This is a genomic window from Caballeronia eucalypticola, from assembly GCF_047608185.1.
Lineage (GTDB): Bacteria > Pseudomonadota > Gammaproteobacteria > Burkholderiales > Burkholderiaceae > Caballeronia.
Genome location: NZ_JBLKRU010000011.1, coordinates 34413 through 58002, shown reverse-complemented (window position 1 = coordinate 58002; position 23590 = coordinate 34413). Strand labels below are relative to the sequence as shown.

Here is a 23590-nt window from a genome sequence, read left to right as displayed (position 1 = left end):
GAGTTGATGAGGAGTCAAGGTGCACGAAAACGCTTCACGAGGTGATTTTGCGGCGAATGCCCATCTGTTGCGCATCACAGCCATTGCCGTAGTAATCGGCGCGTTGAGCACAGTCACGGCCTATGTGCTGCTCCACCTGATCAACCTTTTCACCAACCTTTTCTTCTTCCAGTCGATGTCGTTCGACAGCCGCTCGCCTGCGGGAAATACGCTCGGTCTCTGGGTAATCGCGATTCCCGTCATCGGCGGACTGGTGATTGGACTGATCGCGCGCTATGGCAGCGAGGCCATCCGCGGACACGGCATTCCGGAAGCGATCGAAGCCATCCTGTTTGGCAAGAGCAAGATGTCGCCGAAGGTCGCGGTGCTCAAGCCGCTTTCCTCGGCTATTGCAATTGGCAGCGGCGGCCCGTTCGGTGCAGAAGGGCCAATCATCATGACGGGCGGCGCGCTGGGATCTCTGCTCGCACAATATTTCCACCTGACCGCGGGTGAGCGCAAGACGCTGCTCGTCGCTGGCGCGGTAGCCGGAATGACGGCGGTGTTCGGCACGCCTGTTGCGGCAGTCCTGCTCGCGGTCGAACTGTTGCTGTTCGAATTGCGTCCGCGTAGCCTGCTCCCCGTTGCTGTCGCGTGCGCGGTGGCAGGTTTCACGCGCCCTCTTCTGATCGGCAGCGGCGCCCTCTTCCCATTGCAAACCATTCCACTGGGTCCGCTCGGGCTCATTTCGTGCCTGGTCGCAGGTCTTGCTGCCGGCGCCATGTCGTGGGGTTTGTCATCGGCGCTGTACAAGGTCGAGGACCTCTTCGGCAAATTACCGATTCACTGGATGTGGTGGCCGGCGCTTGGCGGCATTGCAGTCGGCATCGGCGGCTATTTCGAGCCACGGGCGCTCGGCGTAGGTTATGACGTCATCGGCGATCTGCTGCACAACCATCTTGCGATAAGCGTCGTGGCGGCCTTGATACTCGTGAAGGCGATCATCTGGGTCATCGCGCTCGGCTCCGGCACATCTGGTGGCGTACTCGCTCCGCTGCTGATGATGGGCGCGGCCATGGGAACCATCGTCGGACCGTACTTGCCAGGCGGGGAGCCCGCAGTGTGGCCGCTGGTATTCATGGCGGCCACGCTCGGCGGGATGATGCGCGCACCGATCATGGCGACCGTGTTCGCGTTCGAACTCACCCATGACGCCAATGTGCTCTTGCCCCTGCTCATGGCTTCGGCTGTCGCATACGGATTCACCGTGCTGCTGATGCGGCGTTCCATCTTGACCGAGAAAATCGCGCGCCGCGGTTATCACATCTATCGTGAGTACGGCATCGATCCGCTTGAACGCCATTTTGTCGAAGAAGTAATGACGCGCAAGGTTGAGACGATAGATGTGAATATGCCGGTCGCCGAGGTGCTGGCGAAGTACTTTGGTGAAAAGCAAATCCATCGCGCGTTTCCCGTGACACAGGACGGCGCGCTGATAGGCATGATCGAACGTGACGGATTCATCGCGCGAAGCGGCAATCCAGCTATCCGGGTCATGAGCGATTTGTTCGGAGCAAACACACCAATCATGGCGTTGCCCGGGGAAACCTGCCGGATCGTGTCCAACCGGCTCGCAGTGCATGGACTCGAGCGCCTGCCCGTCGTGTCGGATGCGCAATCGCGACGGCTGGTGGGCTTGATAAGCCGCAGCGATCTGGTGAAACCATCGCTCGCGTTCTTCGAGGAAGAAGAGCGGCGGGAGATGTTCCGGCGCTCTCCCCTGCACCACCTGAAGAAACGGTTTGCACCGGTTCCCGGTCATAAAGACGACGCATAAAGACGATACGACTCGGAAGCATTCCTAAGTTTCCCGGAAATCGGAATGGCTACAGATGCAAGCGGACTTTCGCCGCACAGGCGCGAATGACTTCCTCATTGCGCGATAGAAACATCCACTGACCAACGCGGGTCGGGACAACCAGTCCCGCGTCGATCAATGCGGCAACGTGCACCGACAAAGCCGATTGAGAAAGCCCGCTGCGCGCGTGGATTGCGTTTGACGGAATCCCGCAACCAAGATCGGCGTGTCCTTGCACAAAGTATTTGTCCGGCGTCTTTAGCCACGTGAGGATCTCGCGCCGGAACGGATTGGCGAGCGGCTTATAAATTAAATTCTCGTCAGCCATAGATTTCGACCAGGACCACGATAGAAGCTGAACAAACAGGCGAGAGTCAAATCGCAGTTGTGACACCTGCCGCAGGACCTCAAGTCTAATCAGCCGGCACGGGAGAGGAAACACCTGGATGCCGCGATCCCGGACCAATCAATGTGAATTTTGGGCCATAGGCGAGCCGGAGTAGCCAACGCAGTAACGTGATACGTTTTGCATCGTCGCTTCCGGAAAGTCGACATCTCCGCCTTGTTCCCCGCACGCAAAAGACTTTTGCCGGCTAGCTCATCCTTCTTTTCGGGCTATTGCGTTAATCTGCCTTATCGCTCGTCAATACCGGTTAGGAGGCATGTGCAGCCCGACAAGATCTTAGTTCGTGACGGCCGCCTCTTTACCTCAGCAGGCGTGACGGCTGGTATCGATCTGTGCCTGTCGCTGGTTGCGGAAGACTGGGGACACGAGTTGGCGGTGCATGTTGCAAAACGCCTTGTCGTCTATATTCAGCGAGAAGGCGGCCAGTCTCAGTACAGCCCGTATATTGGTGCAGGAAGGGATGAAGATCCGATTATCCGCAAGGTGCACCGCTACGTGACCGAGCATATAACCGACGCGCTTTCGATCGAACAGCTCGCGGGCGCGGTTGCCGTGAGCCGAAGGACCTTCTCAAGAATATTTTCGAAGTACGCGAAGGTGACACCGTCGGTGTTTGTCGAGCAGGTTCGCGTCGACGGCGCGAGAAAGCTGCTCGAAGAGACAGATGCGCCGCTGAAGACAGTTGCATTTAAATGTGGCTTCCGTAGTGCCACGCATATGCGCACAACCTTCTCCCGGCGACTGGACGTCACGCCAAAACAATATCGGCAACGATTCCGCGGCGAGGCAGGCAAGCAGCCACGGACCAGTAACAGCGCGCCCAGGCAGATTGCTTTTCAAGGGCGGCCTGCTGCGTCGACCGGAGTTAGCGTTTTGATCCCTTACTCCAGTCCCATGCAACAGGGAGTGTTGTGAGTAACGTGGACTCCGAACCATCCCTTCCGGACCTTCTGGAACCAGGCTTGTCGCTCATCTTTTGCGGCATCAATCCGGGTATGCGTGCGGCATCGACAGGTCATCACTTCGCGGGTCGAGGCAACCGGTTCTGGCGGGTCATGCATCTTGCGGGTTTTACGCCTGAACAGATTCGTCCCGAAGACGATTACACCGTTCTTCGATACGGCTGCGGTCTCACAACGGTAGTCCCGCGACCAACCGCGCAGGCGGCAGAGCTATCGCGATTGGAAATTGAACTCGCCGGCGATGCTTTTCGACGCAAGATCGAGCAGTACGCACCGCGCCACATCGCGTTCCTTGGGAAGATGGCGCTCGCGGCGATCTCCGGCACGAGCAATATCGAATGGGGGCTGCAATCCAATGTATTTGGCGGCGCACACGCATGGGTCTTGCCGAACCCGAGCGGACTGAACAGGGCGTTCGATCTCGATGCGCTGGTGGCAGCCTATCGGGAAGTTCGCTTGGCTGTAGCGTCCATGCCCTGAAGGTGCGCGTTCTTGCGTAGTGTCTCGGTAACGAATTCCACGAAGGCCCGAATCTTGCCGCTGGTGCTTCGCCGCTCTACATGCAACAGGCTGACCGGCGTCGACTCGGGCTCGAATGCGTTCAGGATAGTCTGGAGCTTGCCATCGTCGAGGTCAGGGGCCGCCTGATACGACAGGAATTGGGTTATGCCCACGCCATCGACGGCCGCAAGAATGGCCGCGGGACCCAGGTCGACGATCATCCGCGGCCGAAGCCTGACCGGCAACCTCGCACCGTTCTCGTTGATATCGCTGGCCAAACAGGACCGGCGCAGAAATGGTCAACGTGCCCACGGGATTGAGTTGGTCAGCCGTAATGGTGGCTTCTGCATCGGTGATGGCATCCAACACTTTCCTGCAGGCTTCAAGATAAGTTATGCCTGCGTCGGTTCGTGGCGGGCGCGGCGGAATATCCCACGCTGGACGGCGCGGCGTCGTACGACCGCGAGCGCGGAAGTCCGAACGGCATCCTCTCGCTGCTCGGGGTCAGCCCAACGGAAACGCAGTCGCAATCCGCCTCGGGTGCTACGCCGCTGGGCGTGGCGCCGTTGCCGGGGTCCAAGGGTTCGCCGGCTTACAACCTCTATCAAGCAGGTGCCGATGCATCCTGGGAACTCGATATCTGGGGCCGCAATCACCGCGGTGTCGAAGCCGCCTCCGCCCTCGCGGACGCTTCATATGAAGACCGGAACGCAGTCTTATTGTCTGTGCGCGCGGAACTCGCGAGAGACTATATCGAGTTGCGTGACATGCAATCATTACTTCGGATCGCGAATCAAAATCCCGATATCGCTCGCAATACCGCGAAACTCACGCAGGTACGCGAGCATGAAGGCGTAACGACGGACCTGGACGTCGCCAACGCTTCAGCGCAGGCGGAGTCCATCGAAAGTCTGATTCCGACGCTGGAATGGCGCAGCGAGACCACGATCAATGCGATAGGCGTATTGCTCGCCGAGGAGCCCGGCGCGCTTCGCCAAACGCTCGGCGAGCCGCATGACGTGCCTGGGCTGCCTGCGCAGGTGCCTATCGGCTTTCCGTCGGAACTAATGCAGCGCAGACCCGATATCAGGCGAGCCGAAGCGCAACTGCATGCGGCCACGGCGTCGATCGGCATGGCAAAGGCCGACTTTTACCCGCGCATATCGTTGAATGGCAGTGCGGGATTCCAGACGCTTCAGTTCTCCAGTCTCGCCAACTGGGCGTCGGGACAGTTCGTTGTCGGCCCCTCGATTACTATGCCGATCTTCGAGGGTGGGCGCCTCAAGGGGACGCCCCATTAGCGCGAGGCGCAACAGCAGGAGGCCACCATCGTCTATCAGCACACCGTACTGGAAGCATGGCGCGAAGTGGACGATGCACTTGTTGTCTACGACGCCGAGCAGCGCCGACGCGAATCTCATCACGCTCTGCAAGGCGCTCGGCGGCGGCTGGGAATCGACTTACGAGCATGGAACCGTCTCGCGTTGACGGGGGCATTGAAGCCCCCGGCAAGCGCACTACTGCTGCGGCAAAGCGTACGCAATGATGTAGTCGCCAAGCTTCGTACCAAACGAGCCATGTCCGCCCGCCGCGATCACAACATACTGACGGCCGTTGATCGAATAGCTCATCGGCGTGGCTTGACCGCCTGCGGGCAGGCGGGCCTCCCAGACCTGCTTGCCGTTGTTCACATCGAATGCGCGGATGTAGTTGTCCGCCGTCGCGCCAATGAACGCCACGCCGCCCGCAGTGACGATCGGACCGCCCAGCATCGGCATGCCCATCTTGAACGGCAGTGGAATTGGCGAACTGTCGCGCACCGTGCCAATACGCTTCTTCCACACGATCTCATTGGTCTTCAGATCGATTGCAGAGATATAGCCCCATGCCGGCTGCTTGCACGGCAAGCCCAACGGCGAGAGGAACGCGTTGATCGTGACGCCGTACGGCACGCCGTATTGCGGCTGGATGCCCGACTCCGTGCCGCTGCCCTTCGCGCCCGGCACCGGCTCCATCGGGTTGCCCTGGCCGCGCGGAATCAGACGCGAGACGAACGGCAACGCGATCGGGTTCGCCACCGCGATCTGGCGGTCGGTGTCCACAGCGATACCACCCCACTCGAACATGCCCAGGTTGCCGGGGAACACGAGCGTGCCCTGCAGCGACGGCGGCGTGAACGTCCCTTCGTAACGCAGCTTGTGGAACATCACGCGGCACACGAGCTGGTCGTACATCGTCGCGCCCCACATGTCGGCATCGGTCAGGTTTTTCGATGGACGATAGGTGAGCTGCGAGAACGGTTGCGTCGGCATGACGTGGTCGCCCGGCGCAGCGCCTTGCGGCACTGGCGTTTCGGGCGCCGGCACGACAGGCACACCGGTGCGGCGATCGAGCACGAACAGGTTGCCGGTCTTGGCCGGCGCGTAGACGACCGGCACGGTCTTGCCGTCCTTGTCGGTGATGTCAGCAACCGTGGGTTGCGACGGCTGGTCCATGTCCCACAGATCGTGGTGCGCGGTCTGGTAGAACCACGCGAGTTCGCCAGTCGAGGCATGAAGTGCAAGCAGGCCACTCGCGTAACGCTCTTGCTCCGGCGTACGGTTGCCGCCCCAGATATCGGGTGTGGTCACACCCATCGGCAGATAGACAATGTCGAGCTTTGCATCGTAAGCGGCGGGTGCCCACGAGTTCGGCGAATTCCACGTGTAATGCTCGCCCGAGCCCGGAATGTGATTCGGATCCTTCGCGCCCGGATCGAACGCCCAGAGCAACTGGCCTGTGCGCACGTCGAAGCCACGGATGACACCCGACGGCTCGCGGCTCGAGAAGTTGTCCTCGACCGAACCCGCCACGATGATCACCTTGCTGGTGATGATCGATGGCGACGTGGGCTCGTACATACCGGGCGTCGTGACTGGCTGGGCGTGTTGAAGGTCGAGGTCGCCGTTGCTGCCGAAACCCGCGCAACGTTGGCCCGTCAACGCGTCGAGCGCATAGAGGTGGCCATCGTTGACCGGCAGGAAGATGCGGCGGGTGCAGGCAGCCGTCGCAGCGGTTCCCGAGGTGTCTGCGGCCGGGGCGGCATCGCTCGCCGGCGTTGCGGCGGCTACGCCGGCTTCAGAGGCCGTGGCGGGTGCAACGGCCGTGGCACTGGCCGAAAGATCGACGTACGACACGCCACGGCAAGTCACGTGCTGGAACGACGGATCGGCCTTCAGTTGCGGATCGAACTTCCACTTGAGCGCGCCCGTTTTCGCGTCGAGCGCAAACAGGATCTGATGCGGCGAGCACAGATAAAGCAAGTCGCCAATCTTGATTGGCGTGACTTCGTTGGTGATCTCGACAGGGTCGTTGGGCCCCTTCATGTCACCTGTTCGAAAGGTCCAGGCCACCTGGAGATTCTTCGCATTCTCAGGCGTGATCTGCTGCAGTGGCGAGTATCGAGTGCCTTCCTGGGTACGGCCATAGGCAGGCCAGTCCGCAGGGTCGATCCCGGTACTGTTACCGCTCGTGGCCGTGGCAGCATTCAGCGTACCGTTGACCTGCTGCGGGTCATTGAAGCTCGCGTATACGAGCACGCCCGCCCATGCCACGAGCGCAATGACGAGTGACGCTACACCCAGCTTGCGATCGCCCGCCAGCCGCCAGCTAATGAGCAGCAGCAACCACACGCCGAAGATGACAAGCACACCGGAGCGCGGCGCGAGTGCCCAGAAGTCGGGACCTGACTCAAAGAGGGCCCAGATCGCCGTGCCGATCAGCACAAGCGCATAGAGCAGAAGCGCGGCGGGACTGCGCCGCCAGAGCAGCCATGCCACGACCAACAGCACGACGCCTGTGATGACGTAGTACGCCGAGCCGCCCACCGCGAGCAGCCAGGCGCCGCCAATGAGCAGATAGAGCGCAGTCAGTACCGTAAAGAGCAACGTGATAACGCCGATCACACCCCGCGAATTCGACTGACTGGTCATTGATCTCGTCCCTTTTGAGTGGATACCGCCTGCCAGTGGTACCGACGCCGAATTCACAGGCCGGAGCACGGGAAAAAGCATATCAGAACGCCTGCATCATCTCAGCGTACCCGCGGCCTTGCAACTCGCCCGCTAAGGACGAATCATGCCGTCGCGATCGCCTAGCACGCGCCGTTCCTCCTGCAATTTACATAGGCCATGATTCGGCAGAGGAATGTGCGCGCAACTAGGTTATAGGTCGTTCAGAGTGCATAAGGCAAGGGTTGACCAGCAGAGTCGTGCAAAGCGTCCTAGGGGGATCGAGGATATAACTGATCACAGGCCAGTTCGCGGCTCATAAGGCTTGCCGGGATGGTTCTGAATCGCGGCGAACTGTTGCTTGAGCAGCGAACTCACAGCCGTCTTCTGGCTGTTGTCCAACGCTTCGTAGAAAGTGATCCACGCATTGGCTGACTGTTCGCGTGCCTGGGCATCCTCCTTTTCCACCTTGAGGTTCGCTGCATGAATGGCACGCAGGTCGAGAATCTGCGTTTGCTGCGCCGCCTGAAACTGTTGCTGAAGTTGATCCTCATTCATCCGTGCGCTGAGATGGCTTTGACGCATGGTGTCCATTGCAACGTCATAAGCCGTTTGCTGTGTGGTACTAAGGTTCAATTGTGGCTGCAAGGATTTCATCTCTTCAATGAAATGATTCCCGGCTGGCGCGGCGAGCGTGCCGGCCTGGGCCGATCCAAATGTCACGGCGAGCGCCGCAGCGGCTGCGATGAGAATCCGCGTTGTTTTTGCCAGCATGATGCTTCTCCTTATGTTTGGTCGTTGGTTGGACCGGCAATGCTTGCTGCCGAATCCATAGGACAGAATCGTAACGACCAACAATTAGAGAAGAATGAGAAGCACACGCCTTGGAATATGCCGTTGGCACTACTTGCGCCTGGGCGCCATGTAACCCAGATAAGCGATGATCGCATCGAGGTCAGGATCGCTAATGAGGTCCTTGTTGAAGCCTGGCATCTTCATGCCGGACCATTCCCGGATTGATTTCGGATCGCGGATATAGGCCCTTAGCGCCCACGGCTGGAAGTACTCGGTCGGATTATGCGGAAGGTTCAGATCAGGACCGACCAATGCATCGCCCGCGCCGTTCATGCGATGACAAACCATGCACTGCGTGGCAAAGAGCGCCTGTCCGCGGCGAACAGGCGAGTTCGCCGGCACGTCTTTATCCACGGCGAGTTGCGGCCATTTTGCCGCGCGCGATGTCACCACGCGGATGGCATTGACCTGATACGGCCACTGTTCGCTCATCACACCCGACGCGCCCGGATTGATCCATACGAGATAGAACGGACCCACATCGGTTCCCTTCGACGTCCGCGGCCAAGGCTTATCGTGCGATTCGATAGCAAGCCATGGCGTCGCGCCGTGACCGCCATCGCCACGCACGAGCGCGGCAGGCAAATTCGTGATGAAGCCATCGGTTGCGGTGATCTGCAGTTCGGAATCCGCGGGCAACGTTCGCACGCCGGGCAGCGATCGCAATGGCACGGCGCGGTAAGTCATCATGCGATGGAAGGTGACATCGTCCGGGACCTGGATCGTCGCGGCATCGGGCATGGCGAGCAGGGCTTCAGTCGCGAGCGTAGCGGGCTTATCTGTATCGATTACTAACGTTGCAGCCGTGCAAGGAAAAGCGAAGAAGAGCAGCAACATCGCCTGTACTAATGCGACCTTACTCAGCGATATCGTCATTGCGAAGGCTCACAAAAATCAACACCAATGCAAAGGTCGTAAAGAACCGGAACGCGCTTTCCTCTCCGTTCCATGTCGTCGACATCCACATGTCGAACCATTCGCCGCCAATCGACATGAACGAAACCTGCCACGTGAGGAAGCCGAGCGTGAGCCCTGCAATCGCCATCCGTTTCGCGCGGCTGAACGCCGGTCCGGCCGCCCGGCGCGCGCGCCAGATATTGAAGGCGCCGATCCAGCAGCCCACGGCGGTCGCCGTTTCCAGCGAAATGATCAGCGCGTAACCGGCGTTCTGCACGACGGGCGATGTAATCGCGCGATACCGGTTCGCGTTGCCCGGAAAAGTCGTGTCCATGAGGAATACATGCTGCACGAACGCAAGGTTGCTGCCGTAATCGGTGAGGTTGCCGAAGCTCACGAGTGATGTGAGCAGCGCCATCGCCATCACGAGCAGAAGTTTCGATACGCGGACAATCACATGGGCCTCGCCAGGTCGATGCAAGCTCAGTCGTCGGAGGGTTTGCGCTCTTGCGGCATGCCGAGCATCACTGTCCAGCCGAGTCCGCGCACGTTGCGGATCACGCCCTGGCCGAATTTCTTGCGCACTGAATGGATTAGAACGTCGACGGCATTGCTTTCCACTTCCTTGCCCCAGCCGTACAGCTTGTCCTCGATCTGCCCGCGCGAGAAGATCGTTCCCGGATGTTCGAGCAGCGCGTGCATCAACGCGAATTCGCGGGCGGACAATGCGCCGGCCTTATCGCCGAATGTGAGCGTGCGCTGGTCGAGATTGAGGCTCAGGGTCTCATCGCCAAGCCGGGACACGGCATAACCCGCCTTGCGCCGCAGCACCGCCCGCATCCGGGCCAGCAGCTCGCCGACTTCGAAGGGCTTGAGCAGATAATCGTCGGCGCCAATATCGAGGCCTTCTATGCGCATGTCGAGATCGTCACGCGCGGTCAGGATCAGCACCGGAACCGGATTACCACCGGCACGCGCGGAGCGCAGCAAGTCGATGCCCGACATGCCCGGCAAGCCGATATCAAGCAGGACAACTGTGTAATCGGCGGCGCTCATGGCCTCGCGTCCGGCAACGCCGTCGCGCACCCAGTCCACGGCGTAATCCGCGTCCTTCAGCGCACGCATCAGGCTTTGCCCGATCTGGAGATCGTCTTCAACCAGCAGGACTCTCATGCCTCTCTCCTGTCGACCTTCGACCAACACTTCTCACCCTATTCTCACACGCTCGCCAGCGGAAAACTCACCGCCGCCACAATCCCCGAGCGGCCATCGCGGCGATTCTGAATCACCGCCTGACCGCCATATTTCCCCGTGATCGCTTTCACGATCGACAGCCCGAGACCGGTTCCCTCAACGTCTGCGTGCGTATCCGAATTCGCGCGAAAGAAGCGGTCGAACACACGCGGCAGCGACTCCTCCGCGATACCCGGACCGGTATCCGTGACCTCGATCCACAAGGCGTCCGCCTCGCGACGCATGCGCAAATCGATCGTGCCGCCATCCGGCGTGTAACGCACCGCGTTGCTTACGAGATTCTTCACGGCAATAGCGACGTCCGCGCGCGGCGCGGCGACCTTATGGGTGAGCATGGCTTCCGCGCCAATGTCGATACCGCGCGCCGACGCGATCGGCAACACACCGGAGACGGCATCGACCACGATGGGCGACACATCGGCCGGCTCTATCGCGGCGCCGAGCGGCGCGTCCGCGCGCGCGAGCCGCAGCAACTGCCCGATCAGCATGCTGCTGCGCGTGATCCCGCTGCGCAGTTCCTGAAACCGCTCCTGATTGCCGGCCACGATATGCGGCTGCAGGTTGTCCGCCTGCAACTGCAGCGCGGTGAGCGGCGTGCGCAGTTCGTGGGCGGCATCGGCAATGAACTTGCGCTCGGATTCGATCAGCTGCGCGAGCCGCGCGATCATGCGGTTGATCGATTCGACGAAGGGCAGCACCTCGCTCGGCACGCCTGTCACTGGCAGCGGCTTCAAATTCCCGGCATCGACGGATTGCGCGGCCAGCCCGAGCGGCGTCAGCCTCCGCAGCGAGCGATGCACGATCACGACGACAGCGAACAGCACGAGCGGCAAGAGGATCAACGTAGGCCACAGCGTGGTCAGCGCGGTTTCGCGCACCAGTTCGTCGCGCACTGACGAACGCTGCGCGACCTGGATCACGCTTTCGTCGGTGCGCAGCGTGTAGATGCGCCAGCGTTCGCCATTCACGATCTCCGATGAAAATCCCGCCGGGGCATCTGCCGGCAGCGACAGCGATGGCTCGGTGGAACGCAGCGGGATATCGGCGTCGGGCCTGCGGATGGTGATCACGATATCGCGCGCCGGTTGCGAGCCGCGTGCGGGCGCGCTAGGGATTCCATCGGCGAGACCGCCGCGCATGCGCATGGCGACCTGCTCCAGGCGCAGGTCGAGCAGCGCGCTTCCGCCGGTGCGGCAGAGCTGATACGTGCTGACACTCTGCGCGATGGCGACAACGCTGACCAATATCGCCAGCGCGATGATGAGATTGTTGCGGAGCGAAGGTCTCATGGAAAGGGCGCGTGAAGGCGGATAAAAACGACGGGTTCATCAATCGATACCACTGCTGGCTCAAAGACCCAAGCGCGTCGAGGGACCGCGCCCGCTCATTTTCTGCTCATTCTGGCTTGTGAACATGCAGTCATTCGAAGCGGTGGTTTGCTTCACGACCCAACCGGAGATGACTCATGTTCCAGCTCTTCAGCAACCATTCGAGCGCCAGCGACAACGACCAGGCTGCCTCGCCCGTGCACGACAACGGCTCAGCCGAGGAAGCCGCGCTGCCCGCTGAACGTCCTGCTACGTATGAGGAAATGCTGCCCTGGCTGCTGCTCGGCGCGGTACCCGGCTTCTGATTCGTGCATTCCCGCAGCATCGCTCATTTTCCCCTCATTTTGCATCGTCAGAATCCTGCTCACCGATACAACGCACACGAATCTACAGAACACGATAAGGAGCCCGTCATGATCACGTCACTGCAAGCCCTGCTCGACATATCCCTCGCCATTGCCAGCGGAGCCCTCACCGTCGCGGTCTTCGCGACGCTGGTTCAGCTCGGCGGCGTGGTTCGCCAGCGCGCGGCAGTCCTGTTGAATCGTCCGGACGATTCAGTGCGGATGCAATGAATTAAGCAGTTCGGATAGCCCGAGCCACAGGATTTGCACGCCGATGCAGAAGATCGCGAACGCGAAGAGCCGCATGGCGACTTGCGTGCCGGACGGTCCGAGCAGCCGTTGCACGTTCGACACGAAGCGCACGCACAGATAAATTGTTATGCACAGCAGCGCGAGCGCCACGCCCACGCCAATGAAGTGAACCGGCTGCAGGCCGCCGCGCGGGGTGCCGGTGCCAAGCGCAATGGCGACTGAGATTGCGCCGGGACCGACGGTTATCGGCAACGTCAGCGGATAGAACGCCTTCGAGTTCGGCGAAACACGCCGATGAGACCCCGGGTCCGGCTGCATTTCCTCGCTGGCTTCCTCGCCGGAATCGTCATCGGAAGACTGGAGCAGGTTCCAGCCCGCCATCGCGATGATGAACCCGCCCGCTACGCGCAGCACGGGTATCGATATCCCGAGAAACGACAGCAAATACGCGCCCACCGAAAGCGACGCCAACAGGATCACGAAGCTGTTCACCGCGATGCGCCGCGCGATGTCCGCGCGCTCCGTCGGCGTCGCGTGCGGCGTGAGACTCAGGATGATGAACGCCGCCGCCGGCGGGTTGATGATCGGGAATAACGCCGCGACAATCAGCAGAACTGTCCTGGTCATTTCGTGGATCACGTCGTCCATCCGTTTAGGTGGGCAAAGGAAGCCGGGCAGCCCGAGCGGGCGAGTGCACGACCGTACTGCACGCAAGATTACCGAATACTGCGGCAAATCGACCACCGGGTCGACTACGCTTGTTGTGCAACGGAGTATTGAGACGTTGATCGCGCGATGCCGGCTTCACACACAATCGGGAGTGTTACATGAGGCATTTGCAGGCTGTCGTCGTTGTAATGGCGTGCGCGTTGGCGCTGCTGTCAGCATCCGCCTTCGCCCGGAATGTCCAGTTTCCCGCCGAAAACGCCTGCCCCGACGTGGCGAACCGCCCCGACCGGGATCCCGCGTTGCGCCAGCAGATCGCGCACACGGCGAGCGGCGATATCGCGTATTACCGCTTCGGGCACGGCAGTCCGGTCGTGCTGCAGACGGGCTATCGGGCGACGGTCGCCGAATGGGATATCGCGTTTCTTGCCGCGCTTGCCGAAAAACACGACGTGATCGTCTTCGATAACCGCGGCGTCGGGCGCTCGCAACCGGACGCGGTGTCATTCACCGTGGAAGACATGGCGAAAGACGCCGCCGCGCTGATCGACGCGCTGCATCTGCGCGACGTGACGGTCATCGGCTGGTCGATGGGTGGGGCAATCGCGCTGCAGCTTGCCATAGACAGGCCGGCCGCGCTGCGCCGGATCGTGTTGATGAACGCGCCTGCGCCGGGACGGCTCGGCGTGCCGGTACCGCCCGCGATTGCGGCAGTGCTTTCCGGCGCGCCTGGGACCACCTTCGCGAGCGTCATGCGTGTGCTGTTTCCCCCGGCCGCACTCGACGCCGCGCAGCAGTGCTTCCGGGCGAACATGTTCGGCCCCGCTGATTACGGTTCGCCCAAAATCACGGCCACGGTGACCGAGGGCCAGACAGGCTTGCTACGCGACTGGGCAGGCGACGATGCCACCGAAGTCTCGCTCAAGGCGGTGCAGGCCGACACGCTGATCGTGGGCGGCGCTGACGACGTCGTCCTGCCCAAGGAGAACTCGGACGCGCTGGCACGGTTGATTGCTGGAGCGCGGCTGTGGGCGGTGGCAACGGCGGGACACGCGATGATGTACCAGTATCCCGATGCGCTCGCCGCGTTGATAGACGGTTTTATTCAGAAAACGGCCGGCGACTCAATCCCCAACGCCGGACTAATGAAGTCGCGCGCGACGCCCTGAGACGTCAACGCGCCCAGTAGGCGTATCCGCAATTCCAGCAGCCGTAGTGCCGCGGATACGCGTAGCCGTATCCGTATCCATAAGGACGCCCGTAGTAACCGGCCACAACCGGAGGCGGGGCGTAATAAACGGGCGGCGGAGCGGCATAAACCGGCGCTGCGGCGACCACGGGCGCAGCCGGCATGACCGGATACACGGGCGCGGAAAAACCGACGCCGACGAACACGTGCGCCTGCGCGCAGGTAACCAAGCCGCACCCGAGCGCGGCGGCGACGACCAAGTAACGAACGGTTTTCATTTTTGCTCTCCTGTCATGCGATGCAAGCGGTTCGCTGTATCGCATGAAGGCAGTGTGAGCCGCAAGAATGAGCAGAAAATGAGGACGATGTTTCAAAGGGAGAAAGGGCCGAATCATTCCGCCCAGCCATTAGATTTTCTTGGGTTCGTGTCAATTAATCATCGTTTGTCAGTGCGATCCAAACCGCCGATATTGAGCGCTCAATTCACGTCACGAATGGAGGATCAATGGTTACACGGCGGAGGTTCACGGGCGCTCTTGCGGGCGCGTCCCTAGCAGGTGTTATAGCGGAATCGTTTGGAACATTGGCGATGGCTGCGGATAGCGCTGGGGGCCGTTTGGCGGACAAGGCAGGCAAACGGCTTGCACAGATCGAAGCGAGCACCGGCGGCCGGCTCGGTGTCTCGATCCTCGATACAGGTTCAGGCGCTCGCGCCGGACTGCGCGCCGATGAAGCGTTTCCCCTGTGCAGCACCTTCAAGTTTCTCGCCGCCGGTTTCGTACTGGCGCGCGTGGACAAGGGCCAGGAAGACCTCGCGCGCAAGATCGTGTATTCAAAAAGCGATCTGGTCGATTACTCGCCAGTCACCCAACATCACGCCGACAGCACGGGCTTGAGCGTCGCCGCGCTCTGCGAAGCCGCGATCACGCTCAGCGACAACACCGCCGGCAACCTGCTGCTCGCGAGCTTCGGCGGACCGGCCGCGCTGACCGCGTTTCTGCGGACGCTGGGCGACACGCAGACGCGCCTCGACCGCAACGAACCGACGCTCAACGAAAGCACGCCCGGCGATCCGCGCGATACCACCACGCCCAATGCCATGCTCGCCACGATGCGTACGCTGCTGCTGACGGACAGGTTATCGGTGAATTCATGCGCCCGGTTGCGGGACTGGCTGATCGCGAACAAGACCGGCGGGCAGCGGATCCGCGCGAAGCTGCCAAAGCAATGGCGCGTCGGCGACAAAACTGGCACCGGATCACACGGCTCGACCAACGACATCGCGATCATCTGGCCGCCCAAACGCGCGCCGCTACTGGTTACGGCTTATCTGACGCAGACGAACGCCGAAGCCGCTCGCCGGGAAGCGGCGATTTCAGATATTGGCGAGCTGATCGTATCGTCGTTTTGAACGACGGGTTTAAAGGCACAATAGCGATCCTTCACGTCAACCGATCACGCTTAAATGATCACCAAGCTCTCGCTTAAAACCGGCCGATTGATCCCGCTGCTTCTGATTTCTGGCATCTGCGCGGCGACCGCAACATCGGCTTTCGCCGCGTCCGCAGAACCCACGGACAAGACATCCGAAGCGCTGGACGCGTGCCTGAACAATCCGAAGACCGTCTCGACCGCGGACATGTCGGATTGTTATTCGGTCGCCTACAAGGCGTTTGATCATCGCCTGAACGTTGCGTATCAGAGCTTGCTGAAGACGCTTCCGGCAACACCCGCACAAAAACTGAAGGCATCGCAGCGGACCTGGCTGACTTTCCGCGATGCCGAACTGGCGACTCAATCGGCAATATTCGCAACGCGTCAGGGCACGATGTACGTTCCGATGCAAGAAGATGAAGGCATGTCCCTCACGCGCGACCGAGCGTTGAGACTGGAGTCATATCTGGGGGTGTTGTCGGTCGGAGAGTAGTGAGATACGGCCCCGGGATCTCCGAGACGTCAACGGGACGCACGGGGCATCGGAAAGCCGGAGTGCACAAGCAGAACACATGGGATTCGCTGGAACAGCGATTGGTGGGCCGGGTGGGATTCGAACCCACTATCGGTCGATTATGAGTCGACAGCTTATACCAATTAAGCTTCCGGCCCTTTTGCAGGAAAACGCCCTGCCGCGAGTCAACGAGCTACCAAGGGAATACGTCCGAGCGACGCTTCCAGCGCCCGTCGAATTCAATCCGACTGCACTCGCGAAGGCCTGCGAGTTTGCCTTGAAACGGCTCATAAAACAAGCGCGGCGGACCTATTCGGGCCGCCGCGCTTGGGATCCATCAACGCAACATCAATTCCCTTCCAGGAACGACTTCAGCTTGTCCGACCGGCTCGGATGACGAAGCTTGCGCAGCGCCTTTGCCTCGATCTGGCGAATCCGCTCACGCGTCACGTCAAACTGCTTGCCTACTTCCTCGAGCGTGTGATCCGTGCTCATCTCAATACCGAAGCGCATCCGCAGGACCTTCGCCTCGCGCGGTGTCAGCGAATCGAGCACGTCCTTCACCACGTCGCGCATGCTGGCGTGCAACGCAGCGTCGGCCGGCGCCACCGTATTCGTGTCTTCGATAAAGTCGCCCAGATGCGAATCGTCGTCGTCACCGATCGGCGTTTCCATGGAGATCGGCTCTTTCGCGATCTTCATGATCTTGCGGATCTTGTCTTCCGGCATTTCCATCTTTTCGGCGAGCGTTGCCGGATCCGGCTCAAGGCCGGTTTCCTGCAGGATCTGCCGCGAAATACGGTTCATCTTGTTGATCGTTTCGATCATGTGAACCGGAATCCGGATGGTCCGCGCCTGGTCCGCAATCGACCGCGTGATGGCCTGACGAATCCACCACGTGGCGTACGTCGAGAACTTATAACCACGACGATATTCGAACTTGTCCACCGCCTTCATCAAACCGATGTTGCCTTCCTGGATCAGATCCAGAAACTGCAGGCCGCGGTTCGTGTACTTCTTGGCAATCGAGATCACGAGACGCAAGTTCGCTTCCGTCATTTCGCGCTTCGCCTGACGCGCCTTCAGTTCACCGGCCGCCATCTGACGATTGGTTTCCTTCAGGTCCTTCAGCGGCAACACAACCCGCGCTTGCAAATCGAGCAAACGCTGTTGCTGTTCGCGAATCGCCGGAACGTTACGCGCCAGGATCACGCTATAACCATGGTTCTCGGCAACGACCTTCTCCGACCACTCGAGATCCGTTTCGCTACCCGGAAAACGCGCGATAAATTCTGCACGCGGCATACCGCATTTATCGACGACGGTATGCAGGATCTGACGTTCCACCTGACGCACTTCATCCACCTGCGCACGCAACGTGTCGCACAGGCGCTCGACGGTCCGCGCGGTGAAGCGGATAGTCATCAGCTCGCTCTGAATAGCTTCTTGCGCTTTCAGATAAGCCTTCGACTTATACCCTTCCTTCTCATACGCACGACGCATCTTGTCGAACCACTCGCTGATCAGCGAGAACTTCTCCAGCGACGCACGCTTGAGCGCTTCCAATTGGGCGGCGTTGGCGTTGGCCTGAGCGGTCGTTTCGTCGACTTCTTCCTCGTCCTCGTTCGGCTCTTCCTCTTCTTCCTCTTCGCTTTCGATAGCTTCCGCTTCCTGCTCGGAGAAGCCATCAGCGTCGGCGGCGTTCGGATCGATCAGGCCGTCGACCAGTTCATCCACGCGCGTTTCTTCGTTCTGCACGCGCTCGGCCATGGCCAGGATGTCAGCGATGGTCGTCGGGCAAGCCGAAATGGCCATGACCATGTGCTTCAGGCCGTCTTCAATCCGCTTCGCGATCTCGATTTCGCCTTCGCGCGTCAGCAGTTCAACGGTACCCATTTCACGCATGTACATGCGGACGGGGTCGGTCGTGCGGCCGAATTCGGAGTCGACAGTGGAAAGCGCGACTTCAGCTTCCTCTTCAACTTCGTCGTCCGATGAAGCCGCCGGCGCGTTGTCGTTGAGCAGCAGCGTTTCAGCGTCGGGCGCTTGTTCGTAGACCGCCACGCCCATGTCGTTGAACGTGCTGATGATGCCTTCGATAGCTTCCGTTTCCGTGAAGTTATCGGGCAGGTGATCGTTGATTTCCGCGTAGGTCAGGAAGCCGCGTTCCTTGCCGAGCTTGATGAGCGCGCGCAGCTTCGCACGCCGCTCCTCAAGCTCTTCAACGGTACCGGGCGCGCTCGAAGCGAACGCGTCCTTCAACAGTGCTTTTTCCTTCGCACGCCGGTCACGTGCCTTGACCTTTTCGACCTTGACCGGCGGCGCGGCTACCGCTTCCGCAGTCGAGTCCGCGGCCGGGTCGGCCTGCACGTTTTGCGTTGCGTCGTCATCGACGGGTACTTCGTTCAGCTTTTTCGTCATGGAGTTCGCCGTACCGGCATTAGTCTCGACTCGCGGCTGCTGGACGACAGCCGATGGAACCGTGGATACAGAATATGCGCGCGCTGCCTTGTCCTGCGACCCCTTGGCAGTGCGTCGCCCCGAGTCCTGCGCCGGTCCCCGCTTCACGACGCGCACGCGGGCCAGCTTCGACCCCTGCTTCGTGATGCGTTTCCGGCCCGCATTAGCAGCCGCTTCCGTTGCACTCGCTTGCTTGCCGGCCGAATTTCCGGCCTTGCCACTCCTGCCAGTCTCACCCGCCATCAGGCCAATCTGGTCTTTTGGCTGACCTAGCGTCTTCTTGCCCACCGGCCTCACGGCTTTCGCCGTGACTTTTGCCGTTCTGGCGGACCCTTCAGACCCTGTCGACCCTCTACTCACTGCCGTTGCAACCGAGCTTTTTTTACTTGCACCCGACGGCGAAGAGGGATTGGCGATCGCCCTGGTTTTCGACACTCCGGGGGAAGGAACTGATCGGCTATGGGCCACTGCCCGTTTCGACTCGATCGAGCCGCGTACCGTTGTTTTCTTCCCGCTAGCAGTCTTAACCATGCGTGTCTCACCTCGTTCGCAAATGAGCACAAAAGTCAAAAAAACAACTTGCTGAAAATCTTTAATTGTAGCATGCGCGTCTTAAATGTCCCGACTCACCCCACGCAAGGCCTTTATTTGAGCAGCTTTAGCCGATAAATCCGAAAATTCGGCAATTTCTTCCGCAGTCAAGCTCGATTGCTGCGCCAGTTGATCCAGCCGATTCCTATAGCTGTCGTGACGCAACTTGAGAACCGTCGCATGCAACTCTTCCGCGAGCAGCTTTTTCTGCTCCTGTACGCGTTCGTTGGCCGCTTCGTCGGCCGGATCGCGCATCAACAGATCCCGTACATTTTCATCATAGGCGAGAATTTCCTGGAAGATATCCTCGTAAGTCGGGGCATTGGCGGCGTTGCGCAGGAGATCCGACAGCATCTGGAACTCCGCCGTTTCCCCCAGTTCCCGCGCGTGCCCGATCACCTCGCTGAATAATTCCCCGTGCTCGGTCATGGTGACCAGCGTCTGCTCACTTTCGTGATCGAGAGTGGCGTAAATGCCCGGGTACATCACCAGGTTGCGCAGCGCACGCTGTTCATGGCCTTTGACGCGACGCCGCTCGCTCTTGGGCAACGCGGCCCGGGCAACGGCCGCCGCACGCGAGTCGATGTCACACAATGCCGCGATCTCACCAAAAGGTGTACTCAGCCGATCGGCCAGCATGTGCAGGATTTGCACGCGCAACGCGTTCGCCGGTAACGCCTGAAGCAGCGGCTTGGCGTCGAAGAGCGCCTTGGCGCGGCCTTCCGGCTGGTCGAGCTCCTTGTCGTTCAGGACTTCGTTCAGCAGGAATTGCGACAGCGGCATCGCGCGATCGACCTGCTCGCCAAACCCGTCGGTGCCGAATTCACGTACGTAGCTGTCCGGGTCGTGTTCCTTCGGCAGGAACAGGAAGCGGATCGTGCGATTGTCGGCGGCATGCGGCAAACAGGCGTCCAGCGCTCGGCGCGCGGCACGGCGGCCAGCCGAATCGCCATCGAAACTGAACACGACGGTATCTGTCTGACGAAACAGTTTCTGAACATGGATAGGCGTGCAAGCCGTGCCGAGCGTTGCAACGGCGTTCGCAAAACCCAGCTGTGCCAACGCGACAACGTCCATGTACCCTTCGACGACCAACGCGTACCCAAGTTCGCGAATAGCCAGCCGCGCCTCGAAAAGGCCGTATAACTCGCTGCCTTTGCTGAATAACGGCGTTTCCGGCGAATTCAGGTACTTCGGCTCTCCGCCGTCAAGCACGCGCCCGCCAAAACCGATGACGTTGCCCTTCACGTTCCTGATGGGGAACATGACGCGCTCGCGGAAACGATCGTATCGGCGAGACTGGCCCTGGTTGTCGCTTTTCTCGCTGACGATCACGAGACCCGCTTCCACCAGGTTGTCGTTCTTGTAGTCAGGGAATGCCGCTTCGAGGCTCTGCCAGCCGTCGGGCGCGTAGCCGAGCCCGAAGCGCAACGCGATTTCGCCCGTCAAACCGCGTTTTTTCAGGTATTCGATAGCGTTGGGCGCCCCGCGCAATTGCTTGCGATAAAACTCGCAGGCGGTCTGCATGACTTCGGTCAACGCGACGCTGACGGCTTTACTCGGCGCGGGCACGTAACCTTCGCTGCCCGCGCCGCCGCTCGATCCGCCGCCGCGCATTGACGGTTCCTGCGGAACGGTCAGGCCGCACGACTGCGCGAGTTCATTGACGGCTTCGGGGAACGTAAGCCCGCTGTGCTCCATGAGAAAGCTGATCGCCGTGCCGTGCGCGCCGCAGCCGAAGCAGTGATAGAACTGCTTCGTCGGGCTGACGGTGAACGACGGGCTCTTCTCGTTATGGAACGGGCACAGGCCCATGAAGTTCGCGCCGCCCTTCTTCAACTGGACGAACTTGCCCACCACGTCGACGATATCGACGCGGTTTAACAAGTCCTGAAGAAACGAATGCGGAATCACTTAATGAGTTTTCTGGGTCAGACTTTTTTGAGCACTCAAGCCAGGTTTGTTTCTTATTTGTCTGGAATCAAGCTTATTTGGCAAGCGCCGCTTTGACCAGACCCGACACCGCCGTCATGTCCGCACGGCCCGCCAGCTTTGGTTTCAGTACGCCCATGACCTTGCCCATGTCCTGCGGTCCGGCCGCGCCGGTTGCCGCCACGGCCGCCTGGATCTCGGCGTTGATGGCTTCGTCCGACAGCTGCTCGGGCATGTAGGCCGCCAGAACGACCAGTTCGGCTTGCTCCTTCGCCACCAGGTCGTCGCGTCCGGCCGTCTGGAACTGGCTGATCGAGTCCTTGCGCTGCTTGATCATTTTATCGATGACGGCCGTAATGGCTGCGTCGTCCAGCGTCACGCGCTCGTCGACCTCGCGCTGCTTGATTGCCGAAAGCAGCAGGCGGATGGTGCCCAGGCGCTCGGTTTCGCGGGCGCGCATCGCGGTTTTCATGTCTTCGGTGATCTGGTCTTTGAGGCTCATCGCTTGGGAACTCTGCGGGTGCTGTGTTGAAAGAATGCGGACGTCAGCCGTTCATGGCGCTAAAGCAAAAACCCGCTTGGGACGTTTCCTCAAGCGGGATCATGAACGGGGTTGATTCGGGTACCTTTGAAGCCGGCCGGAACGGCGCTGAGACGGGGTTCCGAGACAGATTGAGTGGCCGCGCGTGGCAGGGATCGTCTTCCTGTCTTCATGGATCACCGCCCGGTTTTCACTCATTTTGCGCTCGCGCCCGCTCGTGCAAATTGCCGCTACGAGCGAAGCAGTATAGCAGGTCGAAATCATCATTTTCCAGGGGAAGTCGTGTTACGCGGATACCAGCCCTTACGTGCGAAAGCCATGCTGGTCATGCCTTTGCGGTTTTACGCCCGGACCAGTTCCGCCGCCGCTTTGCCCGCCGCCACGCCCGACGCCCACGCCCACTGGAAGTTGTAGCCGCCAAGCCAGCCGGTGACATCGACCGCCTCGCCGATGAAATATAAACCCGCGACGCGCGAACTCATCATGGTCGTCGATGAAAGCTCGCGGGTGTCCACGCCGCCGCGCGTGACCTCGGCTTTCCGATACCCTTCCGTGCCGTTCGGCGTGAGCGTCCAGCGCGACAGCGATTCGCCGATCTGGCGCAGCGTTTTGTCGGGGAGATCGGCGAGACGGGCGTCGGCGGCCACGCGCTGTACGTCGAGCCAGGTTTGTGCGAGCCGTGCCGGCACGCGTTCGGCGAGGAAGGTGCCCACTTGTTTGCGCGATTCCCGCTTGGCCGCGATCAGTTCGCCGGTGGCATCCACTCCAGGCAGCAAGTCGATGCAAATCGGCTCCGACGGGTTCCAGTAGCTCGATATCTGCAGCACGCCCGGTCCCGATAACCCGCGGTGCGTGAGCAGCAGGTCCTCGCTGAATTCTCCACGGCCGCGACCTGCGCCTGCGCTCAATTCCACGGGCACCGACAATCCGGATAACGCCGCGAACGGCTCCCAGTCCGCGGGAGCGAAGGTCAACGGGACGAGGGCGGGACGGGTATCGATCAGCTTGTGGCCGAACTGCTTGGCCAGCCGGTACGCAAAATCCGTCGCGCCAATTTTCGGGATCGAAAGGCCGCCGGTCGCTACGACGAGTGCCGCGCTTGAGATCGTGCCGGCGTTGCTGTCGAGGAAAAAACGGGCGCCGTCGCGGCGAATCGTATCGATGGTGACAGGCCGGCGCCACGTCACGCCGCCCGCGTCGCATTCGCTTTTCAGCAACTGGATGATCGATTCGCTGGAGTCATCGCAGAAAAGCTGGCCCTTATGTTTCTCATGCCAGGCCACGCGATGGCGCTTGAGCAGCGCGAGAAAATCCTGTGGCGTATAGCGAGCAAGCGCGGAGCGGCAGAAATGAGGATTGGCCGAGAGGAAGTTGGCCGGTCCGGCATTGATATTCGTGAAATTGCAGCGGCCGCCGCCCGAGATGCGGATTTTTTCCGCGAGCCGTTCGGCATGGTCGATCAGGACCACCCGGCGGCCGTTTTGCGCGGCTACCGCGGCGCACATCATGCCCGCCGCACCCGCGCCGATGACTGCGATATCGTAGGTTTCCATGGCGCGCATTGTAACGGTTGGTGTGATCGGGTTCGAGGCGGCTTGGGGTCCCGGCATCGCTGCCGGGCTAACGAGCTCAAACCCG

The 23590-nt window shown here is 60.7% G+C and carries 20 protein-coding genes, 1 tRNA gene and 3 pseudogenes; 9 read left to right on the top strand and 15 right to left on the bottom strand.

Annotation, left to right across the window (positions count from 1 at the left end; translation table 11 throughout):
* The first annotated feature begins 19 nt into the window (after window positions 1–19).
* Complete coding sequence (locus tag ACMX25_RS15030) at window positions 20–1816, top strand: chloride channel protein (RefSeq protein WP_414950752.1); 1797 nt, start codon at window positions 20–22, stop codon at window positions 1814–1816.
* 49 nt (window positions 1817–1865) lie between these two features.
* On the opposite strand, the gene ACMX25_RS15025 is transcribed toward ACMX25_RS15030, so the two are convergent.
* Window positions 1866–2165: an ArsR/SmtB family transcription factor gene (locus ACMX25_RS15025; RefSeq protein WP_414950751.1), complete on the bottom strand. Its 300-nt coding sequence runs from the start codon at window positions 2163–2165 to the stop codon at window positions 1866–1868.
* Window positions 2166–2501: 336 nt separating this feature from the next.
* Here ACMX25_RS15025 and ACMX25_RS15020 point away from each other — a divergent pair.
* Together ACMX25_RS15020 and mug are read left to right on the top strand one after the other, a co-directional pair.
* Window positions 2502–3158 (top strand): annotated as a pseudogene (locus tag ACMX25_RS15020) (GlxA family transcriptional regulator); the annotation flags it as partial.
* 47 nt (window positions 3159–3205) lie between these two features.
* Complete coding sequence (gene mug / locus ACMX25_RS15015; RefSeq protein WP_414950750.1) at window positions 3206–3685, top strand: G/U mismatch-specific DNA glycosylase; 480 nt, start codon at window positions 3206–3208, stop codon at window positions 3683–3685.
* On the opposite strand, the pseudogene ACMX25_RS15010 reads toward mug, so the two are convergent.
* Window positions 3646–4114: pseudogene (locus ACMX25_RS15010) on the bottom strand (LysR substrate-binding domain-containing protein); the annotation flags it as partial. The gene mug and the pseudogene ACMX25_RS15010 sit on opposite strands and share 40 nt — an antisense overlap.
* Here ACMX25_RS15010 and ACMX25_RS15005 point away from each other — a divergent pair.
* Window positions 4078–5194 (top strand): annotated as a pseudogene (locus ACMX25_RS15005) (efflux transporter outer membrane subunit); the annotation flags it as partial. The pseudogenes ACMX25_RS15010 and ACMX25_RS15005 overlap by 37 nt on opposite strands.
* 29 nt (window positions 5195–5223) lie before the next feature.
* On the opposite strand, the gene ACMX25_RS15000 reads toward ACMX25_RS15005, so the two are convergent.
* The 6 genes from ACMX25_RS15000 to ACMX25_RS14975 form a co-directional block, all read right to left on the bottom strand.
* Window positions 5224–7677, bottom strand: a complete 2454-nt coding sequence (locus ACMX25_RS15000) for a glucose/quinate/shikimate family membrane-bound PQQ-dependent dehydrogenase (protein ID WP_414950749.1) — start codon at window positions 7675–7677, stop codon at window positions 5224–5226.
* 315 nt (window positions 7678–7992) lie between these two features.
* Entirely contained in the window at window positions 7993–8469 is a 477-nt protein-coding gene (locus tag ACMX25_RS14995; protein WP_414950748.1) for a hypothetical protein, read from the bottom strand.
* A gap of 129 nt (window positions 8470–8598) precedes the next feature.
* Window positions 8599–9426 (bottom strand): cytochrome c, encoded by an 828-nt coding sequence (locus ACMX25_RS14990; protein WP_414950746.1) that lies wholly within the window; start codon window positions 9424–9426, stop codon window positions 8599–8601.
* Window positions 9407–9904 (bottom strand): DUF2165 family protein, encoded by a 498-nt coding sequence (locus ACMX25_RS14985; protein ID WP_414950928.1) that lies wholly within the window; start codon window positions 9902–9904, stop codon window positions 9407–9409. The genes ACMX25_RS14990 and ACMX25_RS14985 overlap by 20 nt, the downstream gene beginning before the upstream one ends.
* Window positions 9905–9930: 26 nt before the next feature.
* Window positions 9931–10620, bottom strand: coding sequence for a response regulator transcription factor (locus tag ACMX25_RS14980; RefSeq protein WP_414950745.1), 690 nt, complete (start codon window positions 10618–10620; stop codon window positions 9931–9933).
* A gap of 44 nt (window positions 10621–10664) precedes the next feature.
* Entirely contained in the window at window positions 10665–11990 is a 1326-nt protein-coding gene (locus ACMX25_RS14975; protein ID WP_414950743.1) for an ATP-binding protein, read from the bottom strand.
* Window positions 11991–12166: 176 nt separating this feature from the next.
* Between ACMX25_RS14975 and ACMX25_RS14970 the strand changes: the two genes are divergently transcribed.
* Both ACMX25_RS14970 and ACMX25_RS14965 read left to right on the top strand, forming a co-directional pair.
* Window positions 12167–12334 (top strand): hypothetical protein, encoded by a 168-nt coding sequence (locus tag ACMX25_RS14970; protein ID WP_414950741.1) that lies wholly within the window; start codon window positions 12167–12169, stop codon window positions 12332–12334.
* A 108-nt stretch (window positions 12335–12442) separates the two neighbouring features.
* Entirely contained in the window at window positions 12443–12604 is a 162-nt protein-coding gene (locus ACMX25_RS14965; protein ID WP_414950740.1) for a hypothetical protein, read from the top strand.
* Here the strand turns inward: ACMX25_RS14965 and ACMX25_RS14960 are convergent.
* Window positions 12587–13252 (bottom strand): MarC family protein, encoded by a 666-nt coding sequence (locus tag ACMX25_RS14960; RefSeq protein WP_414950739.1) that lies wholly within the window; start codon window positions 13250–13252, stop codon window positions 12587–12589. The genes ACMX25_RS14965 and ACMX25_RS14960 overlap by 18 nt on opposite strands.
* A 200-nt stretch (window positions 13253–13452) precedes the next feature.
* Between ACMX25_RS14960 and ACMX25_RS14955 the strand changes: the two genes are divergently transcribed.
* Window positions 13453–14460 (top strand): alpha/beta fold hydrolase, encoded by a 1008-nt coding sequence (locus ACMX25_RS14955; protein ID WP_414950738.1) that lies wholly within the window; start codon window positions 13453–13455, stop codon window positions 14458–14460.
* Window positions 14461–14464: 4 nt separating this feature from the next.
* Here ACMX25_RS14955 and ACMX25_RS14950 read toward each other — a convergent pair whose 3' ends face one another.
* On the bottom strand, window positions 14465–14758 hold the full coding sequence (locus ACMX25_RS14950) for a hypothetical protein (protein WP_414950737.1): 294 nt from the start codon (window positions 14756–14758) through the stop codon (window positions 14465–14467).
* Window positions 14759–14985: 227 nt separating this feature from the next.
* On the opposite strand from ACMX25_RS14950, the gene bla reads away from it, so the two are divergent.
* Together bla and ACMX25_RS14940 are read left to right on the top strand one after the other, a co-directional pair.
* The gene (bla, locus tag ACMX25_RS14945; RefSeq protein ID WP_414950736.1) at window positions 14986–15891 is read left to right on the top strand and encodes a class A beta-lactamase; all 906 of its coding nucleotides are present in this window, start codon (window positions 14986–14988) and stop codon (window positions 15889–15891) included.
* 54 nt (window positions 15892–15945) lie between these two features.
* A complete protein-coding gene (locus ACMX25_RS14940; RefSeq protein WP_414950735.1) occupies window positions 15946–16407 on the top strand; it encodes a lysozyme inhibitor LprI family protein in 462 nt (153 codons plus the stop codon).
* A 102-nt stretch (window positions 16408–16509) separates the two neighbouring features.
* Here ACMX25_RS14940 and ACMX25_RS14935 read toward each other — a convergent pair.
* The 5 genes from ACMX25_RS14935 to ACMX25_RS14915 form a co-directional block, all read right to left on the bottom strand.
* Window positions 16510–16586: transfer RNA gene (locus ACMX25_RS14935), tRNA-Ile, on the bottom strand.
* Between the two features lie 190 nt (window positions 16587–16776).
* Window positions 16777–19131: an RNA polymerase sigma factor RpoD gene (rpoD, locus tag ACMX25_RS14930; RefSeq protein WP_414950927.1), complete on the bottom strand. Its 2355-nt coding sequence runs from the start codon at window positions 19129–19131 to the stop codon at window positions 16777–16779.
* A 369-nt stretch (window positions 19132–19500) separates the two neighbouring features.
* A complete protein-coding gene (dnaG, locus tag ACMX25_RS14925) occupies window positions 19501–21393 on the bottom strand; it encodes a DNA primase (RefSeq protein WP_414950734.1) in 1893 nt (630 codons plus the stop codon).
* 73 nt (window positions 21394–21466) lie between these two features.
* Window positions 21467–21913: a GatB/YqeY domain-containing protein gene (locus ACMX25_RS14920; RefSeq protein ID WP_414950733.1), complete on the bottom strand. Its 447-nt coding sequence runs from the start codon at window positions 21911–21913 to the stop codon at window positions 21467–21469.
* A 380-nt stretch (window positions 21914–22293) separates the two neighbouring features.
* Window positions 22294–23505, bottom strand: coding sequence for a BaiN/RdsA family NAD(P)/FAD-dependent oxidoreductase (locus ACMX25_RS14915; RefSeq protein ID WP_414950732.1), 1212 nt, complete (start codon window positions 23503–23505; stop codon window positions 22294–22296).
* Between the last annotated feature and the right edge of the window lie 85 nt (window positions 23506–23590).

Excerpts from the sequence above, each read along its gene's own strand:
- ACMX25_RS15025 (WP_414950751.1), bottom strand. The coding sequence starts at position 2,165 with ATGGCTGACGAGAATTTAATTTATAAGCCGCTCGCCAATCCGTTCCGG.
- ACMX25_RS15000 (WP_414950749.1), bottom strand. The coding sequence starts at position 7,677 with ATGACCAGTCAGTCGAATTCGCGGGGTGTGATCGGCGTTATCACGTTG.
- ACMX25_RS14995 (WP_414950748.1), bottom strand. The coding sequence starts at position 8,469 with ATGCTGGCAAAAACAACGCGGATTCTCATCGCAGCCGCTGCGGCGCTC.
- ACMX25_RS14990 (WP_414950746.1), bottom strand. The coding sequence starts at position 9,426 with ATGACGATATCGCTGAGTAAGGTCGCATTAGTACAGGCGATGTTGCTG.
- ACMX25_RS14980 (WP_414950745.1), bottom strand. The coding sequence starts at position 10,620 with ATGAGAGTCCTGCTGGTTGAAGACGATCTCCAGATCGGGCAAAGCCTG.
- ACMX25_RS14975 (WP_414950743.1), bottom strand. The coding sequence starts at position 11,990 with ATGAGACCTTCGCTCCGCAACAATCTCATCATCGCGCTGGCGATATTG.
- ACMX25_RS14970 (WP_414950741.1), top strand. The coding sequence starts at position 12,167 with ATGTTCCAGCTCTTCAGCAACCATTCGAGCGCCAGCGACAACGACCAG.
- ACMX25_RS14965 (WP_414950740.1), top strand. The coding sequence starts at position 12,443 with ATGATCACGTCACTGCAAGCCCTGCTCGACATATCCCTCGCCATTGCC.
- ACMX25_RS14960 (WP_414950739.1), bottom strand. The coding sequence starts at position 13,252 with ATGACCAGGACAGTTCTGCTGATTGTCGCGGCGTTATTCCCGATCATC.
- ACMX25_RS14955 (WP_414950738.1), top strand. The coding sequence starts at position 13,453 with ATGAGGCATTTGCAGGCTGTCGTCGTTGTAATGGCGTGCGCGTTGGCG.
- ACMX25_RS14950 (WP_414950737.1), bottom strand. The coding sequence starts at position 14,758 with ATGAAAACCGTTCGTTACTTGGTCGTCGCCGCCGCGCTCGGGTGCGGC.
- bla (WP_414950736.1), top strand. The coding sequence starts at position 14,986 with ATGGTTACACGGCGGAGGTTCACGGGCGCTCTTGCGGGCGCGTCCCTA.
- ACMX25_RS14940 (WP_414950735.1), top strand. The coding sequence starts at position 15,946 with ATGATCACCAAGCTCTCGCTTAAAACCGGCCGATTGATCCCGCTGCTT.
- rpoD (WP_414950927.1), bottom strand. The coding sequence starts at position 19,131 with ATGGCGGGTGAGACTGGCAGGAGTGGCAAGGCCGGAAATTCGGCCGGC.
- ACMX25_RS14920 (WP_414950733.1), bottom strand. The coding sequence starts at position 21,913 with ATGAGCCTCAAAGACCAGATCACCGAAGACATGAAAACCGCGATGCGC.
- ACMX25_RS14915 (WP_414950732.1), bottom strand. The coding sequence starts at position 23,505 with ATGGAAACCTACGATATCGCAGTCATCGGCGCGGGTGCGGCGGGCATG.